19 protein-coding genes are annotated in these 26,894 nt (G+C 59.4%); 18 read left to right on the top strand and 1 reads right to left on the bottom strand.

From position 1 onward, the window contains the following. Positions 1–15 precede the first annotated feature (15 nt). The 18 genes from ACEN8U_RS24440 to ACEN8U_RS24355 all read left to right on the top strand — a co-directional run bounded on the left by ACEN8U_RS24440 (position 16) and on the right by ACEN8U_RS24355 (position 24,976). Positions 16–954: a 3-keto-5-aminohexanoate cleavage protein gene (locus tag ACEN8U_RS24440; protein ID WP_310110679.1), complete on the top strand. Its 939-nt coding sequence runs from the start codon at positions 16–18 to the stop codon at positions 952–954. A 106-nt stretch (positions 955–1,060) separates the two neighbouring features. Then, complete coding sequence (locus tag ACEN8U_RS24435; RefSeq protein ID WP_013587705.1) at positions 1,061–2,401, top strand: MFS transporter; 1,341 nt, start codon at positions 1,061–1,063, stop codon at positions 2,399–2,401. Positions 2,402–2,442: 41 nt separating this feature from the next. Next, the gene (locus ACEN8U_RS24430; RefSeq protein ID WP_310110681.1) at positions 2,443–3,441 is read left to right on the top strand and encodes an SMP-30/gluconolactonase/LRE family protein; all 999 of its coding nucleotides are present in this window, start codon (positions 2,443–2,445) and stop codon (positions 3,439–3,441) included. Positions 3,442–3,496: 55 nt separating this feature from the next. Continuing rightward, positions 3,497–4,288, top strand: a complete 792-nt coding sequence (locus ACEN8U_RS24425; protein ID WP_310110683.1) for an SDR family oxidoreductase — start codon at positions 3,497–3,499, stop codon at positions 4,286–4,288. A 342-nt stretch (positions 4,289–4,630) separates the two neighbouring features. Further along, positions 4,631–5,371: a 3-oxoacyl-ACP reductase FabG gene (fabG, locus tag ACEN8U_RS24420; protein ID WP_310110686.1), complete on the top strand. Its 741-nt coding sequence runs from the start codon at positions 4,631–4,633 to the stop codon at positions 5,369–5,371. Positions 5,372–5,512: 141 nt separating this feature from the next. Continuing rightward, complete coding sequence (locus tag ACEN8U_RS24415) at positions 5,513–5,938, top strand: cupin domain-containing protein (protein WP_310110688.1); 426 nt, start codon at positions 5,513–5,515, stop codon at positions 5,936–5,938. 793 nt (positions 5,939–6,731) lie between these two features. Next, positions 6,732–7,850 (top strand): sugar ABC transporter substrate-binding protein, encoded by a 1,119-nt coding sequence (locus ACEN8U_RS24410; protein ID WP_013587710.1) that lies wholly within the window; start codon positions 6,732–6,734, stop codon positions 7,848–7,850. 63 nt (positions 7,851–7,913) lie between these two features. Beyond that, entirely contained in the window at positions 7,914–9,458 is a 1,545-nt protein-coding gene (locus tag ACEN8U_RS24405) for a sugar ABC transporter ATP-binding protein (protein WP_310110691.1), read from the top strand. Further along, positions 9,458–11,476, top strand: coding sequence for an ABC transporter permease (locus ACEN8U_RS24400; protein WP_310110694.1), 2,019 nt, complete (start codon positions 9,458–9,460; stop codon positions 11,474–11,476). The genes ACEN8U_RS24405 and ACEN8U_RS24400 overlap by 1 nt, the downstream gene beginning before the upstream one ends. A 457-nt stretch (positions 11,477–11,933) precedes the next feature. After that, positions 11,934–13,067, top strand: a complete 1,134-nt coding sequence (locus ACEN8U_RS24395) for a porin (protein WP_310110696.1) — start codon at positions 11,934–11,936, stop codon at positions 13,065–13,067. Positions 13,068–15,418: 2,351 nt separating this feature from the next. Further along, on the top strand, positions 15,419–16,276 hold the full coding sequence (locus ACEN8U_RS24390; protein ID WP_310110698.1) for a MoaF C-terminal domain-containing protein: 858 nt from the start codon (positions 15,419–15,421) through the stop codon (positions 16,274–16,276). Positions 16,277–16,377: 101 nt separating this feature from the next. Continuing rightward, a complete protein-coding gene (locus ACEN8U_RS24385) occupies positions 16,378–17,115 on the top strand; it encodes a helix-turn-helix transcriptional regulator (protein ID WP_310110700.1) in 738 nt (245 codons plus the stop codon). A 299-nt stretch (positions 17,116–17,414) separates the two neighbouring features. Beyond that, positions 17,415–18,914, top strand: coding sequence for an aldehyde dehydrogenase family protein (locus ACEN8U_RS24380; protein WP_310110701.1), 1,500 nt, complete (start codon positions 17,415–17,417; stop codon positions 18,912–18,914). Positions 18,915–19,008: 94 nt separating this feature from the next. Further along, positions 19,009–19,947, top strand: coding sequence for a helix-turn-helix domain-containing protein (locus ACEN8U_RS24375; protein ID WP_310110703.1), 939 nt, complete (start codon positions 19,009–19,011; stop codon positions 19,945–19,947). 285 nt (positions 19,948–20,232) lie between these two features. Continuing rightward, entirely contained in the window at positions 20,233–21,681 is a 1,449-nt protein-coding gene (locus tag ACEN8U_RS24370) for an APC family permease (RefSeq protein ID WP_310110705.1), read from the top strand. Positions 21,682–21,923: 242 nt separating this feature from the next. Beyond that, positions 21,924–23,102, top strand: a complete 1,179-nt coding sequence (locus tag ACEN8U_RS24365; protein ID WP_310110724.1) for a porin — start codon at positions 21,924–21,926, stop codon at positions 23,100–23,102. Positions 23,103–23,272: 170 nt separating this feature from the next. Further along, positions 23,273–24,574, top strand: a complete 1,302-nt coding sequence (locus ACEN8U_RS24360) for an FAD-binding oxidoreductase (protein WP_310110707.1) — start codon at positions 23,273–23,275, stop codon at positions 24,572–24,574. Positions 24,575–24,607: 33 nt separating this feature from the next. After that, positions 24,608–24,976: a cupin domain-containing protein gene (locus ACEN8U_RS24355; RefSeq protein ID WP_310110709.1), complete on the top strand. Its 369-nt coding sequence runs from the start codon at positions 24,608–24,610 to the stop codon at positions 24,974–24,976. Between the two features lie 499 nt (positions 24,977–25,475). On the opposite strand, the gene ACEN8U_RS24350 is transcribed toward ACEN8U_RS24355, so the two are convergent. Next, positions 25,476–26,680 (bottom strand): IS3 family transposase gene (locus ACEN8U_RS24350; protein WP_413657471.1). Its coding sequence is split into 2 segments (ribosomal slippage): positions 25,476–26,356 and positions 26,356–26,680, totalling 1,206 coding nucleotides; the frame shifts between segments, so codons are not numbered across the junction. Positions 26,681–26,894: the final 214 nt, after the last annotated feature.

The following is a 26,894-nucleotide window of genomic DNA, read 5'->3' as shown; positions in this document are numbered from 1 at the left end:
AGGAATGATATTTAAATGAGCAACTCCTCTGACAAAGTTATCATCACGTGCGCTGTCACTGGTTCAGCCCATGTGCCATCGATGTCTGAATATCTGCCGCTGACACCGCAAGACATAAAGGCTCAAGCGCTTGAGGCTGTAGAAGCAGGCGCAGCAATCCTCCACCTTCACGCCCGTAATCCGGAAGATGGGCGTCCCACGCCGGCGCCTGAGGTCTTCCAGCAATTCGTGCCGGCTATTGCCGCGGAAACCGACGCAGTTATCAATATCTCGACCGGTGGCAGCACGCGGATGACCCTTGATGAACGCCTCGCGTATGCGCGTGTTGTGAAGCCCGAAATGTGTTCATTGAACATGGGTTCGATGAATTTTTCCCTTCATCCCATCGCAGCGAAGATGTCATCGTGGCGATTTGACTGGGAAAAGAAGTATGTCGAAGATATGGAGGACCTGATTTTCAGGAACACCTTCCGCGACATCAAAAACATCCTGACGGAGTTCCGCGATTACGGTACCCGTTTCGAGTTCGAGTGTTATGACGTCGGTCACCTGTACAGCCTGGCTTACTTCGTCGACACAGGACTCATCAAGCCACCTTTTTTTATCCAGTCAGTGCTTGGGATTCTTGGGGGGATTGGCCCCGACCCGGAAAACCTTTCAGTGATGCGCTCGACTGCGGACCGTCTGTTCGGACGTGAGAATTATCAGTTTTCCGTACTTGGAGCAGGCCGTCACCAGATGTCGTTGGTGACGATGGGCGCCATTCTGGGCGGAAACGTGCGGGTCGGACTCGAAGATAGCGTCTATCTGTCGCGTGGAGTCAAAGCGAAAACAAACGCTGAGCAGGTCCGCAAAATTCGCCGAATCCTGGAAGAGCTCTCTTTCTCGATTGCGACCCCGGCCGAAGCTCGGCAAATCCTCGGTCTTAAAGGGATGGACAACGTCTCAATCTGACCGGTTGCGGCTTCAACTTTGCACAAGTCGGACTTCCTGCTGTGGCACTACGCGTTCATTTCCTTACGCAAAACAAAACGTGAACAGATTATGTTCGGGAGACACCATGAATACCGCAACTGTTGAGCGTGGCGGGGGAGATATACATCGCCTGGCAACCCACAAGGCAATGTTACGGCTCCTTCCTTTGATGTGTGCAATCTACTTCCTGTCGTTCATTGACCGTACGAACGTGGCGTTGGCTAAAACGGCACTGGCAACCGACCTGGGTATCAGCGCATCTGCTTATGGGCTGGGTGCGGGCATCTTTTTCCTTGGTTACGCCTTGCTCGAGGTCCCCAGCAATCTCGCAGCTCACCGCGTGGGGCCTCGCTCATGGATAGCGCGGATTGCCGTGACGTGGGGCGGCTTATCGACTGCAATGATGTTCGTGCAGGGCGAGTGGTCGTTCTATACTCTTCGTGTGCTCTTGGGTATTGCCGAAGCCGGTCTTTTCCCGGCGCTCATGTATCTGGTTACGCTCTGGTTTGCTCCCAAGGACAGGGCGGTGGCTGTCGGCTGGATTTATACCGCTCCGTCCATTGCGCTCATCGTCGGAAATCCATTGGGGGCAGGTTTGATGCAGCTTGGCGGCGTCGGTGGTCTAAAGGGCTGGCAGTGGATGTTTCTGCTTGAAGGGTTACCTACCATCGCGCTAGGCATGGTGCTGTTCCTCAAGCTTCCGAATCGTCCGTCTGAAGTAAAGTGGCTGTCCGCAGAGGAGGCGCAGGCGCTCGAAACTCAAGCAGTAGCCGACACGCATGGCCACGCTGAACTGACCACGTCGGACTGGCTTGCCGCGCTCAAGCGTCCAACAACGGTCCTCATAGCGCTCATTTACTTCCTGAATCAGGTCGCGTTCGTCGGACTTTACTTCTTTACGCCGTCAATCGTCGCCCAGATGCACGTGAAGTCGCCGCTCCTCGTCGGCGTACTGTCTAGCAGTGTGGGCGTCGGATTTCTACTCGGCGTCCTGACACTGCCGCGTATCCACCGTCGTGTGAGAAATGATTGTGGGCTTCTTGGCGTTTTGACTGGAGGGGTAGTCATTAGCGCTTGCGCGTTCATGGCCAGCAGGAATCAGACAACTCAGATCGCGCTTCTCGCCGTGACAGGCTTCTTCGCAGGCGGCATTTTGCCATCGTATTGGGCCGTTGCAATGAAGCGGCTACAGGGAGTACAAGCGGCGGCCGGCCTCGCTTTCATCAACACCATCGGTCTTTTAGGTGGGTTCGTCGGACCATACCTTTTCGGCCTCGCTGAGACGCTCACCGGTAGAAGCGATTCTGGTTTCAAGTTTATTGTGGGTGCCTCGGTGCTAGGTCTGCTGCTGATTCCGCTGCTGGCCAAGGCTATTCGTGCCGCGGAGCGTCCCATTCCTGGTGCGCTTGAAGCATCGAGAAGCTGATGCCTCATTGCGGCGAGAGCAGATATATACGGAGGGGACAAATGAATCCAATCAAGGGCTTTACGGTCGACGCCGCCGCAATTCGGACGATAGGGGAAAATCTGCAACGGCCGGAATGCATACTTGCACAGCGTGATGGTTCGCTGCTGGCGGCAGATGCCCGCGGCGGCGTGATGCAAATCGATACATCTGGCGAACAGCGGCTCATCCTGCCCGCGGGCGCAGACGCCGTATCTGGAAGTGATGGTCTAACGAGCGCGTCGCTTCCGAACGGCTTGGCCCTGGATGCCGAAGGCAATGTGGTCATAGCCAATATCGGGACGGACCGCGTCGAACTACTCAGCCGCGCGGGAGAGTTGCGCATTCTGCTCGATCAGATTGATGGCAAGCCGATGGGCAAGGTCAACTTTGCTCTGCGAGACAGCAAGAACCGCCTTTGGATAACCGTATCAACGCGTGTTAACCCTTGGCCCAATGCGATTCGCGCGAATCTCGCAGACGGCTATATCGTCCTCATTGATGAGCAGGGCGCCCGCATTGTCGCGGACGGACTGGCGTTCACCAACGAAATCAGATTCGACGCACAAGAAGAGTTCTTGTACGTGGCCGAGACGACGGCGAAGCGAGTCAGTCGCTTTCGTGTGCTCGATAACGGCGAACTGGGTCCGAGGGAGACATATGGACCGAGTCAACTGGGGTCGGGCCTCATCGACGGGATTGCTTTCGACGCATACGGGAACCTGTGGTGCGCAATGATTTTCGCAGACCGTCTTGTCGCAATTCTGCCTACAGGTGACGTTCATACCATTATGGACGATGGCAACAAGCACGCGACTGAGCGTTTCGAGGCGGCTTTCGCGACTGGTGAGATCGTCCCGATGAGCGTCATCGAGCAAACGGGTGGGACCATTGCACCCTGGATAACGAGCGTCACCTTTGGCGGCCCGGACCTCAAGACAGTGTATTTGGGCAGCCTCAAACATAGCTCAATTCCTTACTTCAGGTCTCCTGTCGCGGGCTTACCCATGGTTCACTGGTAAGGCAGCAGGTCGACGTGTTTGGGCGTTGGAAACTGATTCTTTGCGGGAGCAACAAATGAATATCCTTGAACTGTTAAGACCGCAATCCGGACTGCGAGTTCTCGTCTCGGGTGGCGCCGCCGGAATCGGCGCAGCTATAGCGGACGCGTTCAGTCAAGCTGACGCAACCGTTTATGTCTGTGATGTTGATCCTTTTGCAATCGAAAGGACCAGACAACGCCATCCCACGATTCACACGGGCATCGCGGACGTCAGCAATGGCGCGCAGGTCGAGGCCATCATGGACGATGTTCACGCAAAGCTCGGTGGGGTGGATATCCTGATCAATAACGCTGGAATTGCTGGCCCAACAGGCGGCATAGACGCAATCGAGCCTGATGACTGGGAACGGACGGTGTCAACCAATCTCAACAGCCAATACTATTTCCTGCGCAAGGCTGTCCCGCTGCTTAAAGCCACATCTGCTTCTCCTTCTATTATCGCAATGTCCTCGGTTGCTGGCCGGCTCGGCTATGCATTTCGGACGCCCTATGCTTCGACGAAATGGGCCATTGTAGGATTGGTGAAATCCTTGGCGATTGAACTGGGTCCCAGCAACATCCGCGTCAATGCCATTCTGCCCGGCGTAGTGGAAGGTGAACGTATGCACCGCGTAATTGCAGCGAGAGCAGAAGCTACCGGCGTGTCCTTCGATGAGATGAAAGGTCAATACCTCGCGAAAATTTCCCTCCGTCGCATGGTTACGGTCGACGACATCGCAGCTATGACACTCTTCCTTGCGTCACCAGCGGGTCGGAACATTTCCGGGCAGGCCATCAGCGTCGATGGCAATGTCGAATATCTCTAAGCGCCGCCAACTGACCGACGCACGCCGATTGCAGTCATCCGCGCAATGAAAGTTGATTAATCAATAGAGCGCTACTCGTCTAAATCGGTGTCCTAAAAAGACGCGATGTCGGGCCGAAATTGACCTTACGCGAGAGCGCTCATAAAACTATCATAGGGCTTGCTGCTTGGGCAGCGTGCTACAACTAGAAATGGTGCCTGGGTCGGCATAGGCCGGGTGTGCGTCCCAAGGCATATCGACGGAAGTAAGCCCTGATTCCGTTGCATGTGACGGCATTAGAAAGCCTATTTTGATAAGTTGTACAGAACGTTCAGCTGAATTTTTTATGAGGAGATACTTTCGATGAAATTGAACGGTAAGGTCGCTATAGTCACGGGCGCTGGCCAGGGAATCGGCGCTGCGACGGCACTCAAATTCGCTCAGGAGGGGGCCACCCTTGCTCTGTGCGACCTGAACGCGGAAGCCGTAAGCTCGGTCGTCGACGCCTGTCGGGCGGCCGGTGCCACGGCTGTAGGCTTTGCCGTCAACGTTGCCAACCGTGAAGCTATCCAGGACATGGCTGCGTCAGTGCGAGCCCGATTTGGACAGATCGACGTCCTTGTGAATAACGCTGGTATCACACGGGATGCTCGGCTTCAGAAGATGACGCCGGAGCAGTTCGACCAGGTTATTGATGTGAACCTTAGGGGCGTCTTCAATGCAACGCAAGCCGTAGTCGAATCCATGATCGAACAAAATGCGGGTGTGATCCTCAATGCAAGTTCTGTCGTGGGTATCTATGGCAATTTCGGACAGACCAACTACGCTGCGGCCAAGTTCGGCGTTATTGGATTCACAAAAACCTGGAGTCGCGAACTGGGACCGAAGGGCATCCGCGTGAACGCGGTAGCTCCGGGCTTTATCGACACGCCGATTCTTGAAACGGTGCCCAACGAAGTGCTCGAGAAAATGTGCGTCCAGGTTTCGTTGCGTCGATTAGGTAAGCCGGAGGAAATTGCCAACATCTACGCGTTTCTTGCTAGTGACGAGGCGAGCTATATCAACGGTGCCGTTATCGAGGCTTCCGGAGGCATGACGCTTTAGTCGGTGCGGACAATTCCATCTGAGACGGTCTGCACGCTTTGGGCGTGTTTACAAGGTTGCTCTAAAGGTGTCCGTGCACCCCTTGTCAGATTGCAGTCGATGGAGCCACAGATGCAGATTTCATGCAAAAGGAGATAAAACGTGGAAACGCGAGATGCCACCAGTTTTTCGCACAACCAACCCACTGATACGCAATTCCGTGGTGAAGGTCTGCGCGATTTCTTCGAATATCGTGACCTTGGGATAGCCAGCGCGACGAATGGCCGAGTCATTGCACAACTGGTTCGTGCGAAGAATGCGCCCGAGGACGGGACAGGCTGGCATGTGCACGAAGCCGAATTCCATATCGTCTACATGCTGAAGGGTTGGGCTCGCTTTATGTACGAGGACAAGGAGACTCTGGTTCGTGCGGGCGACTGTGTCCATCAAAATCCAGGGATTCGCCATTACCTCTTCGATTACTCGAAAGACATGGAATATCTCGAGGTGGTCGGCCCCGCGGACTTCAAAAGCGTGGAAGTTGCAGGTCCGTGCGAAGTGCCAGCACCCAATCCCTGGAACAGGTAACACGACCGCTCTGGAATATCGAGCATCGCTGTCGATGTGCCTGATACGGGCTATCGAAGGACGACACCGGCCAGGAGCCGGTGTTCGTTGAAACATCACTCCCTTTAGTCACCCGTACGAATTGTGGCGGATCGCATGATTCGTTGACCACAGCATCCCCGGCGCGGACCCCACGCCCGATGCAGGTGCGAAGGTGCTCCTCTGCTGCTAGTCCGATTAGCTGCCCTGCAGCGGCAAGAGAGAGCTCAAAACTACCTAGCAACGGACGAGACCGGGTTACGGTTCGTTGAACGGCTCTGGCCGGCACGATGGTCAAATTTGGCGTCGGCGCGAAAGCCTCTCCGCCAGTCCATTCTCCATTACTCGCGACGAGGCGCAACGTCTGTTCGATAGCAGCCCGGGTCTCTTCTGCCCGACGCTGAGTTAATTAAAAAGACCTGGGTACCATCGCTTGATTACGATGAGCCGCATTCCTCGTCAAGTTCAGTTAGTCTTTAAATCATTCGCTGACTGAACGCATTTACAGCCCATGCGACAGACCAGCGGTCGATGGGCGTGTCTTCTATTACGGCCAGGGAAATCACTGACCGGGCTGAAAGCCCCGCGCCGCAAGGCTTTCAGCGTCTCGCCGACGCTCTTGTCCTTTCCGCACATTTTCTTGTCCCGCGGAGACCTCGTCGAGCAGTTCTCCGCTATCTACTATTCGTGCAACTCTCCCGGCGATTCGGGAAGAGGCGGACATGAGCGATTGCTTCGGCGTTGCGAATTCAAAGTAAAAAGTTTGGAGACACACATGCAATTTTCCCGACTGGCTGTTGCCCACGTCGCTGCCACCGCGCTGGCAGCGACCGTTTCAGTTTCCCAGGTTGCAGAGGCTGCCGACAAATACAAGGTGTTTCTCAGCATGAGCTACTCCGGCAACGATTGGCAGACCGAGGCGCAGAACATGGTCGAAGCCATGGCCAAGGCGCACAGCGACAAGGTCGACCTGAAGACCCAGAGTTCTGGTACTGACGTGCAGCGACAGATTCAGCAAATTAACGCAATGGTCCAGGCGGGAGCAAATGCAATCATCGTCTACCCGATTTCGCCGACCGCGTTGAACCCGGCAATCAAAAATGCCTGCGCCAAACACGTGGTGGTGTTTGCTTACGACTCCAAGGTCACTGAGCCGTGTGCCTACAACGTGTTCACCGACCAAAAGAAACTGGCGACGGACAGCGCCGAGTGGGTCGCGAGCAAGATGAATCACAAGGGCAACCTCGTCTTCATCACGGGGGTCCCTGGGACCACCGTGGACACCGAACGCAACGACGCCGCACACGACGTTTTCAAGAAATACCCTGGCATCAGGATTGTCGGCGAGCCGAACGGCATGTGGTCAGCGGCGGTCGCTCGCAAGGCGCTGACCGAAACGATGTCGACCCGCAAATGGACTGACGTCAACGGCGTCTGGGGCGGCGCCGCCTGCTACGTTTCATGGTCAATGGAGCGGGAATCGGGCATCCCCGCTGACAAGCTCGTACCGTGCGGATCGGAAGGCACCAATGGCATGCGGGTCGCGATGCTTAAGACCGGTACACAGACAACCGGTAAGGACGACTACGCTCCCGCTGGCGCGCCCGGTATCTCAATCGAAAGCCATCCCGCCGCTGGGGCACTTGCGCTGAAGCTGGCGTTGAAAGTGCTTGCCGGCGAGACGGTGCCAAAGGCGACCGTCATGCCACTTGCGGTCGTTACGCCGGAAACAGTAAAGCTATGTAAGACAGGCTCCTGGGCTGAGATGAAAGGCGGTTGCAACACGTTTGACCCGTCGCTGGTACCGCCAGGCTGGTTCGCGAACATCTACAGTCCGGACACACCGGAAATCGGTCTCGCGGCTGCGCTTAAGCGCGAGCCGGAGCCGAAGTAAGTCGTGGAAGGTGCCCAGCGAAGACCGCTGGGCACCCCCAATGCCAGCCGGACGGAGTCATAGATGAAGAATGCTTGCGCAATATCCATTGACGGTGTGACAAAAAGATTTGGCGCGACCGTGGCACTGAAAGCTGTGAGCCTCCAGGTTGAACGAGGCGCAGTGCACGCGATTCTCGGAGAGAACGGTGCAGGAAAGTCTACCCTCATTAAAGTTATAAGCGGCATCACAATGCCAAATGCTGGCGTTATCAAGGTACTGGGCACGGAGGTTTCTCTATCGCGCCCAGACGATGCGCACGCCGCGGGCATTGCAACAGCGTTTCAGGAACTGTCGCAGGTGCCCCACCTGAGCGTTGCGCAAAACATGCTCATGCCCAATGAGCCCACCCGCTTCGGCCTTCGTCGGAGCAGGGAGTGCGCCCGAAAAGCGACCGAAGTGCTCGAACGCTTTGAACTTGGCGACATCGACCCAAACACTGTGGTGCGCGAACTTGACCTCAGCGTACGGCAGAAACTGGAAATTGCTTACGCTATCTCCCGCGGCCCAAAGGTGCTGCTGCTTGACGAACCGTCTTCGGCGCTCACAAGTGAAGATGTCGGCTGGCTTGGCCGCCGAATTGCAGAATGCCGGAGAAGCGGCATCACTATCGTCCTGATTACTCACCGGATGCCCGAAGTCCGCGAGTTCTGCACGAGCCTTTCGATACTGCGCAACGGTGAGTGCGTGGGTACTTACGCGACCGATGAAATCGCCGACGAGGAAGTGTTTCGCCTCATCATGGGTCGTACGCTGGGCTCAGCATTCCCTGCACGGCTTCCTCTCCCTGACAAAACGGCGCGGCCGCGACTGAAGGTTCAGAACCTCAGTTCTGGAAGTCGCCTGCACGACGTCTCGTTCGACATTCGCCCGGGCGAGTGCCTTGGTGTCGTGGCGCTTCAGGGCATGGGGCAACTGGAACTGTTCAAGTCGCTGTTTGGCCTCGCTCCGCAAAGCGCCGGGCAGGTCACTGTGGAGGGTAGGCGCGTGACCATCAGGACGCCACGGGACGCCATTGATGCTCAGATCGGATTAAGCCTCGTTCCCGAAGAGCGAAAGACCGAAGGGCTTGCACTCAATCTTTCGGGGCGCGCGAACATCTCACTGCCGACGATTTCCCAGTTTTCCCGATGGGGTCGAATAAACCGCGCAGCCGAAGATTCGGCGGTCTCTGCGGCACTCAAGCGAGTGAGTGGAAACATGCGCGGCCTTTTTGAACCTGCCTCGTCCTTTAGCGGGGGCAATCAGCAGAAATTCGTGCTTGCGAAGTGGCTGCTTGCGGAAAGCCGCGTGCTCCTTCTCTTCGACCCGACCCGCGGCGTAGATGTGGGCGCCAAGTTCGAGATCTATCAGGTCATGCACGACTATCTCTCTTCGGGCGGCGCAGTACTGCTGCATTCAACCGAAATTCCCGAGGTCGCCAATATGTGCGACCGAATACTCGTTATGTATGCCGGGCGAGTCGTCGCGGAAATGGATGGGCGCACTGCGTCAGAGCATCAGATCACTACTGCGATGCTTGGAGGTGTTTCATCTTCCAGACACCAACTAGAGACGGAGCACGCCTGATGTCTGCTATTGCAAAAGTGCCACACAAACCCCGGCCACGCCCGCTGCGAATGGCGCACCATCGAGGAATGCTGGTCGCGCTTGCGGTTCTGGCCATCGTCTTCGCTGCACTGAGCGTCAGCCTCGCGCAGCCGTTCGGATACAGCGACCTGAGCTCGACGGCTTCGAGTACCGCCAGTCTGGCGCTCGCGGCGATTGGCGAAACCATCGTCATCATAAGTGGCGGACTCGACCTTTCGACTGGCGCAGTGCTTTCACTGAGCAACTGCCTGTTCGTAACGCATGCCGGTACCACTACGGCGTCGCTCGTGCTGTGGGCTGTCATTGCGATAGCTGCAGGAGGCGCCGTGGGCGCCATCAACGGCTTATTGATCGCATACGTCCGCCTTCAACCCGTTGTCGTCACACTGGCTACCATGTTCATCACTCAAGGGGTCACGCTGCTGGTTATGAAGCAACCGGGCGGCTCGGTTTCCCAGGACTTCACCGCCTTTCTGGCCGGAGACGCGCTTGTGGGTGTATTGCCAATGCCGCTGGTTGTCATCGTGGGCGGCGTCGCGGTGTGGTTCGCAATTAAACAGAGCCGCTTCGGTACGGCTATGTATGCGGTAGGCAGCGACGAAACGTCAGCGCATCTGAAATCGGTACCGACTCGTGCGGTCAAGTTCCGGGTCTACGTCATCTCAGGCTGCTTTTATGGTGCAGCTGGCGTGTTCTTTTCGGCGCAGGCTGGCGGTGGTGACCCGCTCGCCGGTGCGGGCATGCTGCTGCCCATTTTCGTTGCCGTGGTACTCGGCGGCACGCCGTTGGGCGGAGGGCGCGGCGGTTGTCTTGGGACAGTTGCAGGCGCCTTCTCGGTCACCCTGATTGCGAACATGCTCCTGGTGCTGAACGTCTCGACCTACTACAGCACCATCGTCGAAGGACTAATCCTGATCTTCGCGGTTTTGGGCTCCTCGAATGCTGGCAACGTCCTGGCAGGGCTGAAAATTCGCGGCGTGCTCCATCGACCGCGGCTCGTGCTCCGTGCTCCGACCGGATCGCAACCAGCGTCGACGCGGTTGTCCATGAAAGAACGCTTGCGATACAGCGCGCCGACGCTACGGCTTATCGTGCCATCATTTGCAGGCCTTCTGGTTCTTGTCGCGCTCACGCTCTCTTTCAATCAGGACATAGCGGCGGGCGAGTACTTTAGCTCGATGCTCGTCCTCGCGTCGTTCCTCGCGGTGCTAGCGCTGGGGCAGGGTGCCGTTGTACTCAGCGGAGGACTCGACCTCTCGGTCCCATTCACCGTTACCCTCGCCGGCGTAGTGCTGACAGGTATCACGAACGGCTCCGATACGTCCGCTATCTGGGCTATTCCGACTGTGTTGCTGATGGGCGCGGTCATCGGCACTCTGAATGGCGTCGGCATTGCATTCCTGCGCATCACGCCGCTCATCATGACCCTGGCTATGAACGGCATCCTTCAGGGCACGGCGCTCGTCTATACCAATGGGGCACCGACTGGCTTCGCACCTCCGGCACTTAGATGGCTCATGACCGGACGGCTATTTGGATTCACGCCGGTCGTGTTCGCGCTTGTAGGTTTCGTGGCAGTGGCCGTATTTCTCATTCACTCCACAGTTTTCGGCCGACGACTTTTTGCCGTTGGTAGCAATCCGATTTCGGCTGAATTTTCGGGGGTTCCCGTGAAGGGTGTGCTGGTCGCCACCTACGCGCTAAGCGGAGCTTGCAGTGCGCTCGTTGGCGTAATGCTCAGTGGCTTCACCGGCCAGGCATTCAATGACATGGGAGATCCCTATCTGCTTACCTCGATTGCGGTCGTTGTTGTAGGCGGCACGTTAATGACAGGCGGCCGCGGCCACTACGCGGGCATGTTCGGAGGCGCGCTGATGCTGACGGCACTATCGACGCTTCTTTCTGGCTCAATCCTGCCTCCTGCAGCACGCAGCATCGTATATGGCGCTGTGGTTCTTGCCGCGGTGGTAGCGATGCGTGAGAGGCGGCCCACATGATTGGTGATTTGCTTGCGCGATTCTCAACGCGGGAACCGCACAAGCGCGGCGCGGTATTCCGCTACTGACTACTTCATCCTGCTCCCCGGCCAGATAACACTGAGGGTCGATAGGGATGGGTCAATCGGAAGCCGACCGATTGCGCGGTCCAGCGCGGAAGTAATGAGACGTTGCTCAATCGCCGAAATAAGGACACGCTTTCTGGTGGCCGGTCCGAGCGGATTCTGAACACGGGCCGCACAGGGAGCAGGAACCGATGTCTGAAGTGGGCTCTTGCCTAAGATGCAGGACTAGCAGAGCTATCGTTACCTTCGACAGATTTGGTCGCACGTGACTCGTGCGGTCTTCGCTTATTGCCACCGATTCGTAGTACTGATGTTATTGTCCATTTCCTTGTGGTGGCCCGGGAAATGAGGATTTTTTTTAAACAATTAACCACAAAGTGTTTGGAGATGTTATGAAGACGAAGCTGTCCATTATCGGGCTCTCCCTGCTCGCGACCACCAGTGCGTTCGCGCAGAGTAGTGTCACGCTGTATGGTCTTATCGATGAAGGTATCGGGTTCACCAACAACTCAGGCGGCCACAAGGCCTGGCAGATGCAGAGCGGTTGGGTTGCGGGTGACCGCTGGGGCGTGAAGGGTACGGAGGACCTGGGTGGTGGCTACAAAGCCGTTTTCGCTCTCGAAAATGGCTTTGACCTCAACTCGGGCTCGCTCGGCCAGGCCGGCCGCATGTTCGGCCGCCAGGCTTATGTCGGAGTCCAGACCGACCGGTTCGGTTCAATTACCGCTGGCCGTCAGTATGACTCAGTGGTGGATTACCTCGCACCACTCACCGCGAACGGTGGCTACGCCGGATGGCCTTTTTCCCATCCATACGATAACGACAATACCGATAACTCGTTCCGCATTAACAACGCAATCAAATACGCCAGCCCGGGCTACGGCGGATTCCGTTTTGGTGGCACGTACGCATTGAGCAACCAGTCCGGTGGTTTTGCGAACAACCGCTCGTATAGCGTGGGCGCAAGCTATACGGGCGGTGCTTTCTCGGTCGCTGCCGCGTATCTCCAGGCGAACAATCCCGGTCGCAATGCGACGGGTGCGTTATCCACGGACGATACCAACTTTACAGCCGGTCGTCAGAGAATCTGGGGACTCGCTGGCACCTACACTTGGGAATCTGCAACCTTCGGCGTCAGCTACACCCACACAGCGGTGGACAATCCGACCGGCTCCGTCTATTTAGGCGCACTGCCTGCAGGAACACGCTCGCTTAAATTTGACAACTTTGAAGTCAATGGCCGCTACCAATTCACCCCCGCGCTCTCGGCCCTCGCCATGTACACATTCACAGAGGGCCGCTTCGATGCAAACGGCGGAAGCTCGAAGCCAAAGTGGCATCAAGGTGGACTGATGGTTGATTATCTGTTTTCGAAGCGGACGGACCTTTACGCGCAGGCTGTGTACCAGCATGCGTCAGGCGGTACGGGTTCTTTGTTCGATAGTGCTTATATTACCGGCTCGGCTGGAATATCGTCCAACAGTTCGCAGGTACTTGCGCGCGTGGGCATCAAGCACACGTTCTAGGAGTAGTCGTAGTCGGGGCCTCACATGATGACGGCCCCGTGAAGAGGCGCGTTGTGACCACAGACGAAGAGGTGTCGTGGCTCACTGCGTGGCAACTTGAGATATATGAGTGCTGCAAGATGTCTTTTCCGTTGAACGGAAACTGCTTCGAGGGAGTTACGGAGGCTTTCTGAAGCCGACGTTAAACCTTCTGCGATCGGAAACTTGCCCTTATGAACGCGGAGTTGTATCCCGCTTGTCGGCGCGCTGCTCCACGACACCGGGCGCGAGCTGACCCCGCTGTGGTGGTCCCATCCGCACGAAGTCCCCGGATACGCGCAGCGGAAGCGCGCGGGGCGGCGGACGCGCCTTGCCATACTCGGCGGCCACGGGGGGGCGCGGCACAAACCTGCCAAGGGCGTTTGCCCGCCGGTAACGGCCAAACGAGGCTGGACGTGGGATGGCGCGCTTCGGGAGCGCACGGCTATGCTTTGGATTACGAGACGCCAAGCAAAGGGACTTTTGTGGCTCCCCGTCGGTTCCGGCTATGTCCAGTCGCGCCATGCAACCGGTCGTGTGCTTGTTCACGCGTAGGAGCGAACCCTTGCTCACTACGCCGCGTTTTCCGATCCTCAGCCTCGATGAGCGACGACTAACTCCAGCACTCGGCTACATATTCGATGTCATGTGGCTGCTCCCGGGCGAATCGATCGCTCGATCCTGTGGCTGCTTGCACGTGCAAATGGACTACCGGGACATGCGCTCGTCCGGATGATGGGCGCTGACATCGAACCGTACGACGGGGTTGAGCGGCTGCGCGATGCCGTCGATCTGAGGCGTCTCAAGCGCATGCTGCCACTACCCGGCAAGGTCTTACGCGCGTCACTGATCGAGGCCGGCAAGCGTGGACGATATCACGCGGTTTTCAGGCACTGCAGGCAGTGCACATCCTTGGGTCAGCATAGCGTGACTTATCAGATGTTAAGTGAGGGGCGCTGTCCCGCTCGCGGGCAGAAGCTCGAGACGCGGTGCCAGCACTTGCGGGCAGGAGACACCCTACTTACTCAACGCAAGCCTTGTCGGCCCGCCGTATCGCTGTGCGCAATGCGGTGGATCCAATTGCGCAAGCGGCGCGACGTCTTCGGGTCACTGGGCAAGACCGGCTATCGTCGATCTCGACGGTCGGCAGCATGACGCTGACCTTCGCACCGCGTCGCGCGCACGCCCGGCCGCGCGACACAGTACGGCCGCCCGCGCGGGCGCCGGTAGCGCAAGCGACGCCGGATAGGGGCGCCCGAGGCCGGCGGCGCTTTGGCGCCAATGATCTTGGCCCGCCATCGAGTCGATGAGTCCCACGTTAACAGCGTGCCGGATCGCGGACGGGTCGATGACCCGTTTCTGACTGAAGCCGACACTTGAATTGCATCACCGTACGAGTGAATACCGGTTTGTGGCCGACTCCGGGCCTGATAGGGCCGCCGTATATTGCGAGCCTGGGGACAGCCGACGTCTATCATCGGAGCTTGCGGAAGGTTGGCGCCTGCTGACATGGGAACCCTACCGCCGCTCCGCGGTGGCCGTCGGCGCAGCGCCCAGAGCAGATGTGTGATAACTGACGTGATAGTCCGCCTGCACCGCCTCAGAAGCGTGAGAGCTATCTCCATGCTGGTGCGATACGCGCCTCCGTTTTCTTTCGAGGATGAGCATGCGTGTCTGCGCTGGTCCGGACACGCCCTGGCAGACCGTCCCATGCCTGTCGACGACAAAGTGGGGCTCGGGTGCGGCCTCGGAGACGTGACCGTGCGTTTTGGCGATGCGCGCGGCCTAACGTTCGAGGACTGGTTCCTGCGGGTGCTACGGGCAGCAGCGGCGTATCGAGCAGACGGTGGAGAACTTCGGCTTGCTCTGCTACGTCGTCAGTGGGAACTGAGCATCTGGCGACGCTTCGCTGGCGCATGGGGATGCACTTTTCCGGTTATCTGCCCATTGGTGGTGCACCGTGTGCCAGTGGACAGGCCGCGCCTACTCGAAACGTTGGTGTGACCCCATTCCCTCGATGAGAAGTTCGCGCACACCTTGCTTAGAAAGCGGCTCACCGAATTCGCTGCTGCGTTGCGGGAGCCGCAAGGCGAGTCTTGCTGTTAGCGACGCTCGCAATCGCTGAAAGTCTCCTAGGCGGCATTCTGTCCACAGCAGGGAACCGTCAGGTTCAGCGCCTCAGGTGCAGCTGATCTGACAGTGCCGTTTGCGCTCGCCGTTGTCATCCTTCTGGTGGATGCCAAGCGTGGCGCGGCGTCGATAAAGTAGACAGGTAGGCCGCTCTTTGCAAGCGGCGTGAGTCCCCATCGTCCATCACAGGAGCCAGGTTCGCCATGACGTCTCAACCCGCGTTCATCCAGGTCGGCGCGCTCGCCGACGGCTTTGCGCCCAACAGCCATATCCTTGCGCCCGTGGCAGATCTCGAAGGCAGGACATTCGTGCTGACGTTGACTGACAGAGGTGTCCACACCCTGCGTTTCGGCGCGGCAGACACGGTTGACGTCGAGCACATAACCCATGGCGGGGCGCCGACGCGTCAATTCCATGCGTGTCGGGTCACCTCGGTGCGCACGGGGATCTACTTTGTCGATTACATCGACGCCAGCGGGCTGCCCGTCGACGAAAGCGGCAAACCCGTCGCAGTGAGTACGAGCTATGTGCTGGATTTGAAAAGGCAGCTTTGCACGCTTGTCACAGGTTCGCTGCCGAGTGAAAAGGAAACACGGATCGACGCATTCACCCGGGTCGAGCGAGGCATGGAACTGACCGGTGTGCAGGCGCAGATCTGTCATGGCCGGATCGCCTCCGATACCGACTTCAATGGCACGGCGCTCCATCGGCCGTCGACGGAACTGATCGGCATGCGCAATCTTTACACCTACAGCGCGACTGAGCGCTACGAGCATATCTATCTGAACGAACACTTCTATGCATGGCAATGCCTGTCCGGTGTGGAAGCAGGCCTCGGCGATGTCGACCGTTGCCATACGATCGGCATCGACACTGCGCTGTATCTGTTCGTGTGGCGCGAGAAGGTTGTGCCGACATTGGGTGTCCTGATGATTGATCTCGAACGGATGAAGACCGACGGCAAAATCTTCGGCTATGAGGGCAGCCGTTTCGACGCGCTGTCCAATTTCCCGGTCGGGGCAAACGCGGTGGTGCTCAACGTCACGCGGCATCCGGACTGAACGGCTCTGCCGGGGATTTGCCGATTAGGGCTCACGGCCTGAAGGCGTCTGCCACTACGATCGGTCGGCCAAAGCTTCGACCGGTACGTCAAGGAGGCGTTATGATGTGTCACCCCGGTATTCGTCCATCCAGCGCCGCGCGAGAGCCAACGCGCGAGGATCATGCGCTCGAGGCGGCCGTCGCCGCGCTCGTGGGACTCATTCGGCCGGGGGCCATTGCGTTCTACCGGATCGGCTGCGACCACCAGCCGTCAGGATTCCAACTGTTCGGCCTCACTGAGGTGATGCATCGCGCCTACTTGCAGCGCTATTGCTCACTCGATCCGCTTCATCCGGCGCGCTATGCCGGTCAGCAAGGCAGGGTGCTGACGCTTGCGCGTGAATTGCCGCAGACGCAACGGCACAAGTCGGTCTACTGGCAGCGGTTTTTGCGGCCTCACCAGGTGGTCGATGTGATGGAACTGCTTGTGCGAATCGACGGTCATGTCGTCGGCGCATTTTCGCTGCTGCGCTTCGCGCCCGACGCGCCTTTTCGCGCGGCGGAGGTCGAGAGCGCGAATGCGCTTGCGCCGCTGCTCGAAGTCGCCATGGCGCCCACCCTGCGCCGCGAGCCTGCGTTGCGCGTGCCGAAGCCTGACGCGGACATGCCGGAGCGAGCCGTGCGTCTTACCCATCGTGAGGAACAGGTGGCGCGGCTCGTACGCAGCGGGCTTTCAAACAAGCAGATTGCCCGTCATCTCGCGCTCGGGCAACCCACAGTCAAGACCCATCTGTTGCACATCTTCCGCAAGCTTGGCGTTTCGAGTCGCACTGAGTTGATCGGTGTGCTGTTCCGCTGACGGCGGCGCGCGATGGACGCCTTCCCGTCCGCACTCGCGCCGACGGCGTCGAACATGGCGGCCGCGTTGTGATCGCCGGTTCGATGAGACAGCTTCTGAGCTTGTTGACGTGCTGGTGCCAGCGAGCGGCTCGTGCAGGTTTACCCGCAACTTCGGCGCGTCTGCCGATTTGCGCTAACGCGCGCTGCCGCGTCTCTTTAGAGTCGGGAACCAGCATTCGGTGTCCGATCAGCGGACCCTCGCAGACAGAGTGTCCGGCGGGCACGCCATTTCACCCCGGGAGTCGAGAGATCATCGATATGAACAGCGAGGCTAAAGTCGCCATCAGCGACGCCGTCCAGGCATTTGTCAGACGAGAGTTGGGCCTTTTCATCGAGGGCGAGGTTCGCGTTGCGCATTCGCCGCGCCGGTCGGACGTCTTCGATCCCGCGACGGGGCATGTCCTCACGACAGTGCCGGATGCCGACGCCACCGATGTGGACCGGGCAGTGGCAAGCGCCCGCACCGCGTTCGACACACACGTCTGGCGAGGTCTGCGGCCCGCGGACCGCGAACGCATCCTGCTTCGTTTCGCAGATGTGCTGGAGGCGCACGCCGAGGAACTCGCGCAACTTGAGACGCTCAACCAGGGCAAGTCGATCAACGTCGCTCGTGCGATCGACGTGGGCGCGACGCTGGAGTATGTCCGCTATATGGCGGGTTCGGCGACGAAGATCGTTGGCGAGACGCTGGACGTGTCGATTCCGTTTCCACCCGGCGCCCGCTATACCGCTTTCACGCGGCATGAGCCGGTTGGCGTCGTAGCCGGCATCGTGCCGTGGAATTTTCCAATGATGATCGCGGTTTGGAAGCTGGTTCCCGCGCTTGCGGCTGGATGCTCGGTCGTCATCAAGCCGTCGCCAGAAACCCCGCTCACGGCGCTGCGGCTGGCCGAACTTGCTATCGACGCGGGCATCCCGGCGGGCGCATTCAACGTGGTAACAGGCGGCGCCGAATGCGGGGCGGCGCTGGCGGCGCATCCCGGTATCAACAAGATTTCGTTTACCGGTTCGACGCCCACCGGCAAGCGGGTCGGCACAGCGGCCGTGCAGAACATGACGCGCTTTTCGCTCGAACTCGGCGGCAAGAATCCGGCGGTGATGCTGGCGGACATCGGCGTCGAGCAGGCCGTGCGAGGTGCACTGGCTGGCGGGCTCCTTAACCAGGGGCAGGTGTGTGCGGCCGTGTCGCGCATCTACGTGCATCGCAGCAAATATGCGAAGGTCGTCGAGGGACTCGCCGACAGCGTGAGCGCCATGACGATGGGCCCCGGCCTCGACGCGTCTGCGCAGATCAACCCTCTGGTTTCCGCGCACCACCGCGCACGCGTGGAAGAGCACCTCGCGCGCGCCCGCGCCGAGGGGCTGCGATTTGCGGCAGGCGGCGCGCGGGTCGAAGAGCCGGGCTATTATGTGCGGCCCGCCATCATCGCCGATGTTCCGCCCGACGCGGCTATCGTGCGCGACGAAGTGTTCGGCCCCGTGCTGGCGCTCGCACCGTTCGACGATGTGGCTGAGGCCTTGCGTCTTGCGAACGACAGCCCGTACGGACTCGCCGCGAGCCTCTGGACCAACGACCTGCGCGCGGCGATGAGCCTCGTTCCGCAGATCGAGGCGGGTACCGTGTGGGTGAATTGCCATGTGCCGCTCGATCCCGGCATGCCGTTTGGCGGGTACAAGCAGTCCGGCATCGGGCGCGAGTTTGGCCGGCATGCAATCGAGGGTTTCACCGAAACGAAATCGGTCTGCATTGCGCACTGAAGCGCGTGGCATCGGCGGTGCGAAAATTCCGAGGACCTTGTCGCAATCCGAATTTTGATCGGGCACGATGCTTTGTGTTTCGCAGGAGAGGATCATGGAATTCCGGATTGCCGCCCTAGCCGACGCCCACGATCTGTCGCATGCCGTCAACGGTTGGGAGCAGGTTTACCGCCAGATCACGCCCGGTCGCTTCGAAGGCACGCTCTTCCAGGTGAACAGCCCCGGCTTCCAGTTTTTTCTGGAAGCGACCAACCGGCGGGTCGTGCAGTCGGGCGTCTCGCCGGACGGCCTCTCGTCTATCGCGGTGCCGCTGACCGCGCCCATGGAGGGCACCTTCCAGGGGCAGCGTGTCGATGGCTACGCCATCATGGCACTCGGCACGCGCGAAGAGTTTCGCCTCTACACTCCGGAGTCGATGCATTACGCCGTCGTCAGCCTCGCGGCCGCAACGATGGAGGAACTCGTCGGAATCACGGTCGGCGACGCTGCCGTGCGTCAGTTGAGGAAGCACGTGTTGCCCGTGCCCGGCGAACGCGTCGGCATCCTGCGCGAAGGTCTGACGCGCTATTTCGAGGCGGCGGCCCGCAATCCGGCTGGCTTCGTGAACCCGGCGGCCACGCGGCTTTTCCAGGACGAGGTGGTGAGCCTCATGCTCGGTCTTCTCGAGGCCGCCACCGATGAGACACGCGACCTGACGCACAGCACTTACAGTGAAATCGTGCGGCGTTGCGAACGTCTGATTCAGGACCAGGCCGAAGAGCCTCTCACGGTGCTGGATTTGTGCCGCCATTTGCGCTGTAGCCGGCGCACGCTTCAGACGAGCTTTCAGCGCGTCGCGAATGTCACGCCGGTCGAATACCTGCGCTCCATCCGTCTGAACGCAGTTCGCCAGCTGTTGCGCTCCACAGCGGCGGGCGAATTGCTGATTGGCGATGCCGCCGCCCGTTGGGGATTCACGCATCTGAGCTACTTCGCGCGGGAGTATCGCGACCTGTTCGGCGAATTGCCCTCGCAGACGCCGAGAAAAAGTTGACGCTCGTGGCGCCATGCACTGCCGCTTCCCATTTCTCCTGCACGGCCGGCTGTGTATCAATGCCGGCTCGCTCGTGCCACGTCGTCGTGCGGCCTGCGCTTACGCAAACAGGTAAACCCCACGCGTGCGACGTCTTGCCAATCTGTGCTGCCGGCCCCGATTTTTGGCTTCATACATTGCCATTCACACGGCGGGCTACCGTGCGGTCCGGTCGGGCCGCCCACGACGAGCTCCGGTGCCGTGCACTACGACAGCAGACAGGCAATTCCATCGGGAGCGAATCAAATGAGTGTCGCAATGGACCCTACACCGTCGACCGAGCTACGTAAGGGCGCGCTCGGCCTCGGCTTCATCGTTTTCTTCGTCATTTCGGCCGCGGGCCCGCTCGTCGCCATTGCGGGCGGCTTCCCGATTGGCATCATGCTCGGCAACGGAGCCGGCACGCCGGCACTGCTCATTGCGACCGTGCTGATCCTGCTGATGTTCGCCGCGGGCTATACCGCGATGTCGCGCTACGTCACGAACGCCGGCGGGTTCTACGCCTTCACGTCCCGTGGGCTCGGCGGAACCGCGGGCGGTGCTGCGGCGTTTCTCGCGCTGCTCGGCTACAACACGATGCAGATCGGGCTCTACGGAATGTTTGGGGCAGTGGCGTCCGGCTTTCTGTCCGCGCGCCTCGGCGTCACGGTGCCGTGGTGGGTCTGTTCGCTTATCGCGTTGGCCAGCATAGCGGTGCTTGGCTACCGGCAAATCGATCTGTCGGCGAAGCTGCTTTCGCTGCTCGTGTTCGGCGAATACATCGTTGTACTGATTCTCGACGTGGCAATCCTAAAGTCGGGCGGCGCGCACGGCGTCACATTCGCGTCGTTCACGCCGCACGTGTTTCTGAGCGGCACGCCTGCCGTCGGATTTCTGTTCTGCTTTGCCAGTTTCGTCGGCTTCGAAGCCACCACGATCTATAGCGAGGAGGCGAAAGACCCGCGGCGCACGGTGCCACTTGCAACCTATATCTCGGTGCTGCTGATCGGCGGTTTCTACGCGTTCTCGCTGTGGTGCATGGTGCTCGGCGCGGGCGCCGACGAGATCGTGAAGACCCTGAACGGACTTGCCGACCCGACAACGTTTCTCTATTCGCTATCCGATCACTACGCGAGCCATGCGTTGACCGACGCGATGAGCGTGCTGTTCATCACGAGCGTCTACGCGGGTCTTCTCGCCTTCCATAATTCGGCGGCGCGTTACTTCTATGCAAGCGGGCGCGAAGGGCTGTTGCCGGCATCGCTCGGGCATACGCATGCCACGCACAGCAGCCCACACGTCGGCTCGGTATTGCAGACCGTGATTGCCGCCTGTGTCGTCATTGCGTTCATCGTCGGCAAGTCGGATCCCGTGCTCACGTTGTTCTCGTGGCTCACCAATCTTGCGACGCTTTGCATCATCGCCTTGATGGTCCTGTCGTCCGCGGCCGTGCTTCGGTTCTTTACGCGGACGGCGAAGCGAGAGGAAGGCGCGTTGCGCGTGTTCGTGTTTCCGGTGCTCTCCGGTATTGCGCTCCTCGGCGTACTCGTGCTCGCCATCGTCAACTTCCCTGTTCTGACCGGCGCAAGCGTCGGGCTCTCGTACGGGCTCACCGTGTTGATGCCGGTGTTCGCGATCGCCGGAATCGTCGCTGCCCGCCGGCTCAAGAGGCGCAATCCCCGTGCGTTCGACGCACTGGGCAACTCGCGGCTGTAATCCATCGCTTCAGGTCACCGCTTTAAGTCACCGGGTTAGGTCACCGCTCTAATCCACCGCGTAGCGGCTGATCTATTCCCGCTGCTTGTACGCCAGATGAGGGCGCTCTGCGCCGCTCAGCGGGATGGGCTTTGCCCGCGGTTCGTCGCACGCGAGATCGAAGTCGTTCGGACAACAGAATTCTTGATAAACACAGGAGGTAGAAAGTGAAAGTAAAAGCGAGACATGCCGCCGTGTGCGCCATGCTGTTCAGCGCGGCGGTTCACCACGCACACGCGCAAAGCAGCGTGACGCTGTATGGATCGGTGGATGCCGGGGTTCTCTACTCGACCAACCAGCAGGTCACGGACGCGAGCGGTGCCGTGCGCGGCGGGCACGCGGTGCAGTTGGGAGGCGGTTACCTGATGCCGTCCAGGTGGGGGCTCATGGGGACCGAGGATCTGGGAGGAGGCCTTAAAGCGATGTTCGCGCTCGAGAACCAGTTCCTGACCGGCAACGGCGCGATGCTGCAGAACGGCGCGCTCTTCAGCCGCCAGGCGTGGGTCGGTCTGCGAGACGATCGGTACGGCACCCTCAGCCTCGGCCGGCAATACGATTCGTACTCCGATTTTCTCGGGGTCTATGCGTCGAGCAACGCGTGGTCGACGCTCTACGGGTCGCACTTCGGTGATGTCGATAACCTCAACGAAGCGTTCAACATGAACAGTGCCGTGAAGTTCACAAGCGCCGACTTCAGCGGGGTCACTTTCGGCGGCACGTTCAGTCTGGGCGGCCAGGCCGGCGACTTCAGCGCACGGCGCGGCTATGCAGTTGCCGCGGCCTATACCCATGGCCCGGTGTCGGTGAGCGCCGGTTATCTCGCTCTGAACAATCCGCTCGATGCCGCGCTCGGCGGGACCTCCGGCTACATTGGCGACTTTGCCTGCAGCAACGCGGCGGCGATGTACTGCAATTTGCAGAATGCCCGCACCATGAAGGAGGCAGGTGTCGGCGGATCGATCACGTTTGGCCCGGCGATGGTCGCGCTCGTCTATACGCACACGAAGCTCGAAAAAAGCGCGTACTTCGCGAGCAGCGCACGTCCTGACGGAGCAGACGTGTCTTTCGATATCGCCGAATTGAACACCACGTACAACCTGACGCCGGCATGGACGCTTGGCGCTGCGTACATGTTCAACCGCGCTTACGTTGAAGGCGGCGGTTCGACACGCTTGCATCAGGTCAACCTGGGCGCCTCCTACGCGCTGTCCAAGCGCACGGCGCTGTACGGCGTCGCCATCGGGCAGGTGGCCTCCGGGCACGGACTAGGTATCGACCCGGCGACGGGCGGCCCGGCCAATTACGCGCAGATTCCGAACCTCGTGAACAGCAATTCAAATCGCCAGCTCGCGTTAATGGCGGGACTCAGGGTGATGTTCTGAGAGGGCGGACCCGCGCGGGAAATAACAACGCGAGCAGAGCGCTCTTGTTTCGGTCGAGCGGCTGCGGATTTGTGATAACGGCGTGGGTTCTGTCTGCTTAAGATCGTTTGCCATCAGGATTGTGCGGGTCGTTGCGGGCCAGCACGCTTTCGAAACAGACGGAACGCGCAATGCACACGGACGAAACGCCGACGTACTACACGGCAACCAGGAAATACGATTTGAGTTTCCCGTCGCTCGACGGCGATATTGAAACAGACGTGGTGGTCGTCGGCGGCGGATTTTCCGGGATTCACACGGCGCTCGAGCTGGCGGAGCAGGGTGTGACCGACACCGTGGTTCTCGAAGGGCGCTACCTGGGATATGGCGGCACGGGACGCAACGGTGGACAGGTCATGGCCGGGATCGGACACGACCTCGACGCCATCAAGGTCGATGTCGGCGAAGAGGGCCTGCGGGCGATATTTTCGCTCAGCGATCTCGGACCGCAGATCATGCGTGAGCGCATCGCCAGATACAACATCGATGCGGACTTCCGCAGCGGATACGGCTATCTCGCCTATAACGCGCGCCAGGCGAAGACCCTGCGCAACTGGGAGAAGGAATTCAAGTCGCTTGGCTCTCCGTACGAAATACGTTTTATCGAAGGGCGCGACGTCACGCAGATCGTCGGTTCTAGCGTCTACGAGGCCGCGCTGCTGCATATGGGCGGTGGGCATGTGCATTCGCTGAATCTGTTGCTGGGCGAAGCCAAGGCGATTTCGGAAATCTACGGCGTCCGCATTTTCGAATACAGCCCGGCGCTGGAGGTGACCTATGGCGACCGGATCAGAGTCAGAACAGCAAAGGGCTCGGTGAGCGCGCGCAAGCTGGTGTGGGCCGTAGACGGATTCAATAACAGGATCGAGCCAGAGTTGCATCGCAGCACGATCAACGTGTACGCATTCAACTCGGTGACGGAACCGCTCACCCAGGAACTGATCGAGCAGATCAGCCCGATTCGCGGTGCGTATAGCGATATCCGGCCGATCATCAATTACTACCGGGTGACAAAGGATAACCGGCTGATGTTCGGTTCGTCGACGCAGCTGATAGAACGCGTACCCACCGATCTCAAGCAATGGAACCGGCGCTTGATGCTGGAGGTATTTCCGTACCTGCACGACGTCCGTATCGATCTCGCGTGGGGCGGTCCTATGGCGACAACGCGCAACCTTTTTCCACAGATCGGCTCCTTGCCGGGACACGGCAACGTCTTCTTCGTACAGGGCTATTCCGGCTTCGGCGTCACGCCGAGCCAGATTATCTGCAAGATTCTTGCGGAGGGTGTCCTCGGCGGCTCGGAGCGGTATCGACTGATTAGCGCGATAAGTCGCGCGGAAATCAGCGGCAAGGACCGCTATCGCGCGTTGCTCGTTAGCCTTGGCAAGGCGCTTCACCAGATCTCCGGCTGCTGGAATGGACGCCGTTGAGTTCAATGCTTTTTTCGACACGGGGTTTTTATCATGAGTCTGACCATCATCGATCGCAGCATGACGATCGCGCATCTTCATCCGTGGGGCAGCCTGTGCAAGCTCGGAGCCGAGATTCTCGAAGGGGGAGACGTACAGGCGTATGGCGACGCGACGCACGGCGCGCCCATCGATCCCATCAACGCGGGCTATTTCGGTACGTCGAACGGCACATACCGCCTCGTCTATCCTTTTAGTGAACAGGCAACGATCCTGCAGGGAGAAGTGCGTATCACGGACGAGTCGACCGGACAACGCGCGCTGTTCCGTGCAGGCGATTCATGGTTTGTGGAAAAGGGAACGTCTACGCTATGGGAAGTGTTAAGCGACAGCTTTACGAAACACTATCTGGCGTTTTCGTGATTGGGCTGGCTTTCGCGGTCGACCGGCCCGTTGATGACGGAAGTGAGAATACTGGCAATGTGGGTGACGCAGGGAACCACAAAAAGTTCATGGCGAGACGAAACGCACAAGGACTCGTATTATACCCGCCGATGTGATCGGGGTCCCAGTGCCGCGCCGACATGTCGACCGTATAAGTATTGGTCAAAGTCTCGGCGCGATCGGGCGCGAAGCTCAGCCCGCTCCAAGATGTTCAGAATGCTCATAAACGGTCACATTGAGTGGCACGTTCGCGTGCGCCAAGTCACGCGCATGGAGGAGGCCTTCCATCATCGCGACTCCAGGTGGGACCACCGCCGATAACTGCGACTTTGATTATGGTCGATTCTCTCGTAAAGTAAGTCGGATGTTCGGCGGTTTCATGCGTCATGCGGTAAGAGCTGCCGAATTTAAATCGCATCGGAGCCGCTCTTACTCAAGCGATGGACTTGCCCCCGCATGACCGGACATGCGGTCGCGCTTAGGTTGGTGAATTTGGTCGCTGGCGAAACTCGCGCGGTGAGCAGTATTTCAGGGCGCTGTGCGGATGCGACTCGTTGTAGTGGTCAAACGCGATGGCCAGGTTCTGCAACGCGGTTCTCGCGTCCGGCTTGGGCATCCACGAGACGTAGTCTCTCTTCATCGTTTTGACGAAGCTCTCGGCCATGCCGTTGCTCTGCGGACTTCTGACCGGCGTCGTGATGGGTTTCAGGCCCACTTTTTTCGAGAACGTCAGCGTGTCCTCGGCAATGTAGCAGGAACCGTTGTCGCTGAGCCATTCGATTTCGTTGTCGGCTTTCAGCGCACCATCGAAACGGTTTTCTACAGCCTGAAGCATCACATCACGCACCATGTCTCCGGTATAGCCTCCAGTGGTCGCAGCCCAGCTCATGGCTTCCCGGTCGCAGCAGTCGAGTGCAAAGATGACGCGCAGCGGCGAGCCGTCATCACAACGGAATTCGAAGCCGTCCGAGCACCAGCGCGCATTGCTCCGGTCCACCGCGACCCTGCCGTCGTGTCGGCGCGTTGACTGGGCATGGCGCGGGCGGCGTTCGAGCAGCAGACCGTGGGTATGCATGACCCGATAAACCCGTTTTGCATTAACGCGAGGCTGCCCCTGTGCGTCCCGGTTTCGCCGTAGCAGGGCCCAGGTGCGCCGGTAGCCGTAAGTTGGCAAATCAGCGACCAACTCCTGGAGCTCCGCGACGAGCGGCATGTCGTCACGGGCGGGCGTCTTGCGCCTGTCGACCCATTCAGCGTCGCGCTTTGATTTCACCGCGAGATTCGAGCGCGACACACCCAGGACTTCGCAGACCGTCTTCATCGGTCGTCCCCCGGCAGCAATGGTGAGCGCGCAATCAATTTTTTTGCCCGGCCGTACTCCACTGCTTCGCGGAGGATTTCCACTTCCATCGTCTTCTTGCCCAGCAGTCGCTGGAGTTCACGAATCTGCTTCATCGCTTCGGCCAGGTCGGACGCCGGCACCACCTGCTCGCCGGCACTGACTGCTGACAGGCTTCCGTCCTGATAGAGCTTGCGCCAGGCGAACACCTGGTTTGCATTCACCTGATGACGACGGGCAACTCCGGAAACGCTTGCTCCGGGCTCGAAGGTCTCGCGCACTATCGCGAGCTTCTCCTCGACAGAGCGCCGGCGGCGCTGTTCGGGCTGGGTCAGAACTTCAATCGGTTCCACGTTAGAGCTGGGCTTAAACATAGGCGTAAGACTACCTCAAAGTTTAAGCGTTACCTCGTGTCCGGTTTTCGCGGGGGCCGGCCCAGTGGTTCAGCAAGCATCGCTGTCAACTTGCACAACGGTAACGTCTACATGGGCGGAGGTGGTGCTGTTCCGGTGACACCCGCTGCCGCTATCACTTTTGGTGTTATCCCCGCCGCTGCTA

This window comes from Paraburkholderia phenoliruptrix (assembly GCF_047325075.1).
GTDB classification, from domain to species: Bacteria; Pseudomonadota; Gammaproteobacteria; order Burkholderiales; family Burkholderiaceae; genus Paraburkholderia; species Paraburkholderia phenoliruptrix.
The sequence above is the reverse complement of the archived record's forward strand: the minus strand, read 5'-3'. Positions and strand labels throughout refer to the sequence as shown.

Coding starts and splice junctions, on each gene's coding strand:
- ACEN8U_RS24440 (WP_310110679.1), top strand. CDS start 16: ATGAGCAACTCCTCTGACAAAGTTATCATCACGTGCGCTGTCACTGGT.
- ACEN8U_RS24435 (WP_013587705.1), top strand. CDS start 1,061: ATGAATACCGCAACTGTTGAGCGTGGCGGGGGAGATATACATCGCCTG.
- ACEN8U_RS24430 (WP_310110681.1), top strand. CDS start 2,443: ATGAATCCAATCAAGGGCTTTACGGTCGACGCCGCCGCAATTCGGACG.
- ACEN8U_RS24425 (WP_310110683.1), top strand. CDS start 3,497: ATGAATATCCTTGAACTGTTAAGACCGCAATCCGGACTGCGAGTTCTC.
- fabG (WP_310110686.1), top strand. CDS start 4,631: ATGAAATTGAACGGTAAGGTCGCTATAGTCACGGGCGCTGGCCAGGGA.
- ACEN8U_RS24410 (WP_013587710.1), top strand. CDS start 6,732: ATGCAATTTTCCCGACTGGCTGTTGCCCACGTCGCTGCCACCGCGCTG.
- ACEN8U_RS24405 (WP_310110691.1), top strand. CDS start 7,914: ATGAAGAATGCTTGCGCAATATCCATTGACGGTGTGACAAAAAGATTT.
- ACEN8U_RS24400 (WP_310110694.1), top strand. CDS start 9,458: ATGTCTGCTATTGCAAAAGTGCCACACAAACCCCGGCCACGCCCGCTG.
- ACEN8U_RS24395 (WP_310110696.1), top strand. CDS start 11,934: ATGAAGACGAAGCTGTCCATTATCGGGCTCTCCCTGCTCGCGACCACC.
- ACEN8U_RS24390 (WP_310110698.1), top strand. CDS start 15,419: ATGACGTCTCAACCCGCGTTCATCCAGGTCGGCGCGCTCGCCGACGGC.
- ACEN8U_RS24385 (WP_310110700.1), top strand. CDS start 16,378: ATGATGTGTCACCCCGGTATTCGTCCATCCAGCGCCGCGCGAGAGCCA.
- ACEN8U_RS24380 (WP_310110701.1), top strand. CDS start 17,415: ATGAACAGCGAGGCTAAAGTCGCCATCAGCGACGCCGTCCAGGCATTT.
- ACEN8U_RS24375 (WP_310110703.1), top strand. CDS start 19,009: ATGGAATTCCGGATTGCCGCCCTAGCCGACGCCCACGATCTGTCGCAT.
- ACEN8U_RS24370 (WP_310110705.1), top strand. CDS start 20,233: ATGAGTGTCGCAATGGACCCTACACCGTCGACCGAGCTACGTAAGGGC.
- ACEN8U_RS24365 (WP_310110724.1), top strand. CDS start 21,924: ATGCTGTTCAGCGCGGCGGTTCACCACGCACACGCGCAAAGCAGCGTG.
- ACEN8U_RS24360 (WP_310110707.1), top strand. CDS start 23,273: ATGCACACGGACGAAACGCCGACGTACTACACGGCAACCAGGAAATAC.
- ACEN8U_RS24355 (WP_310110709.1), top strand. CDS start 24,608: ATGAGTCTGACCATCATCGATCGCAGCATGACGATCGCGCATCTTCAT.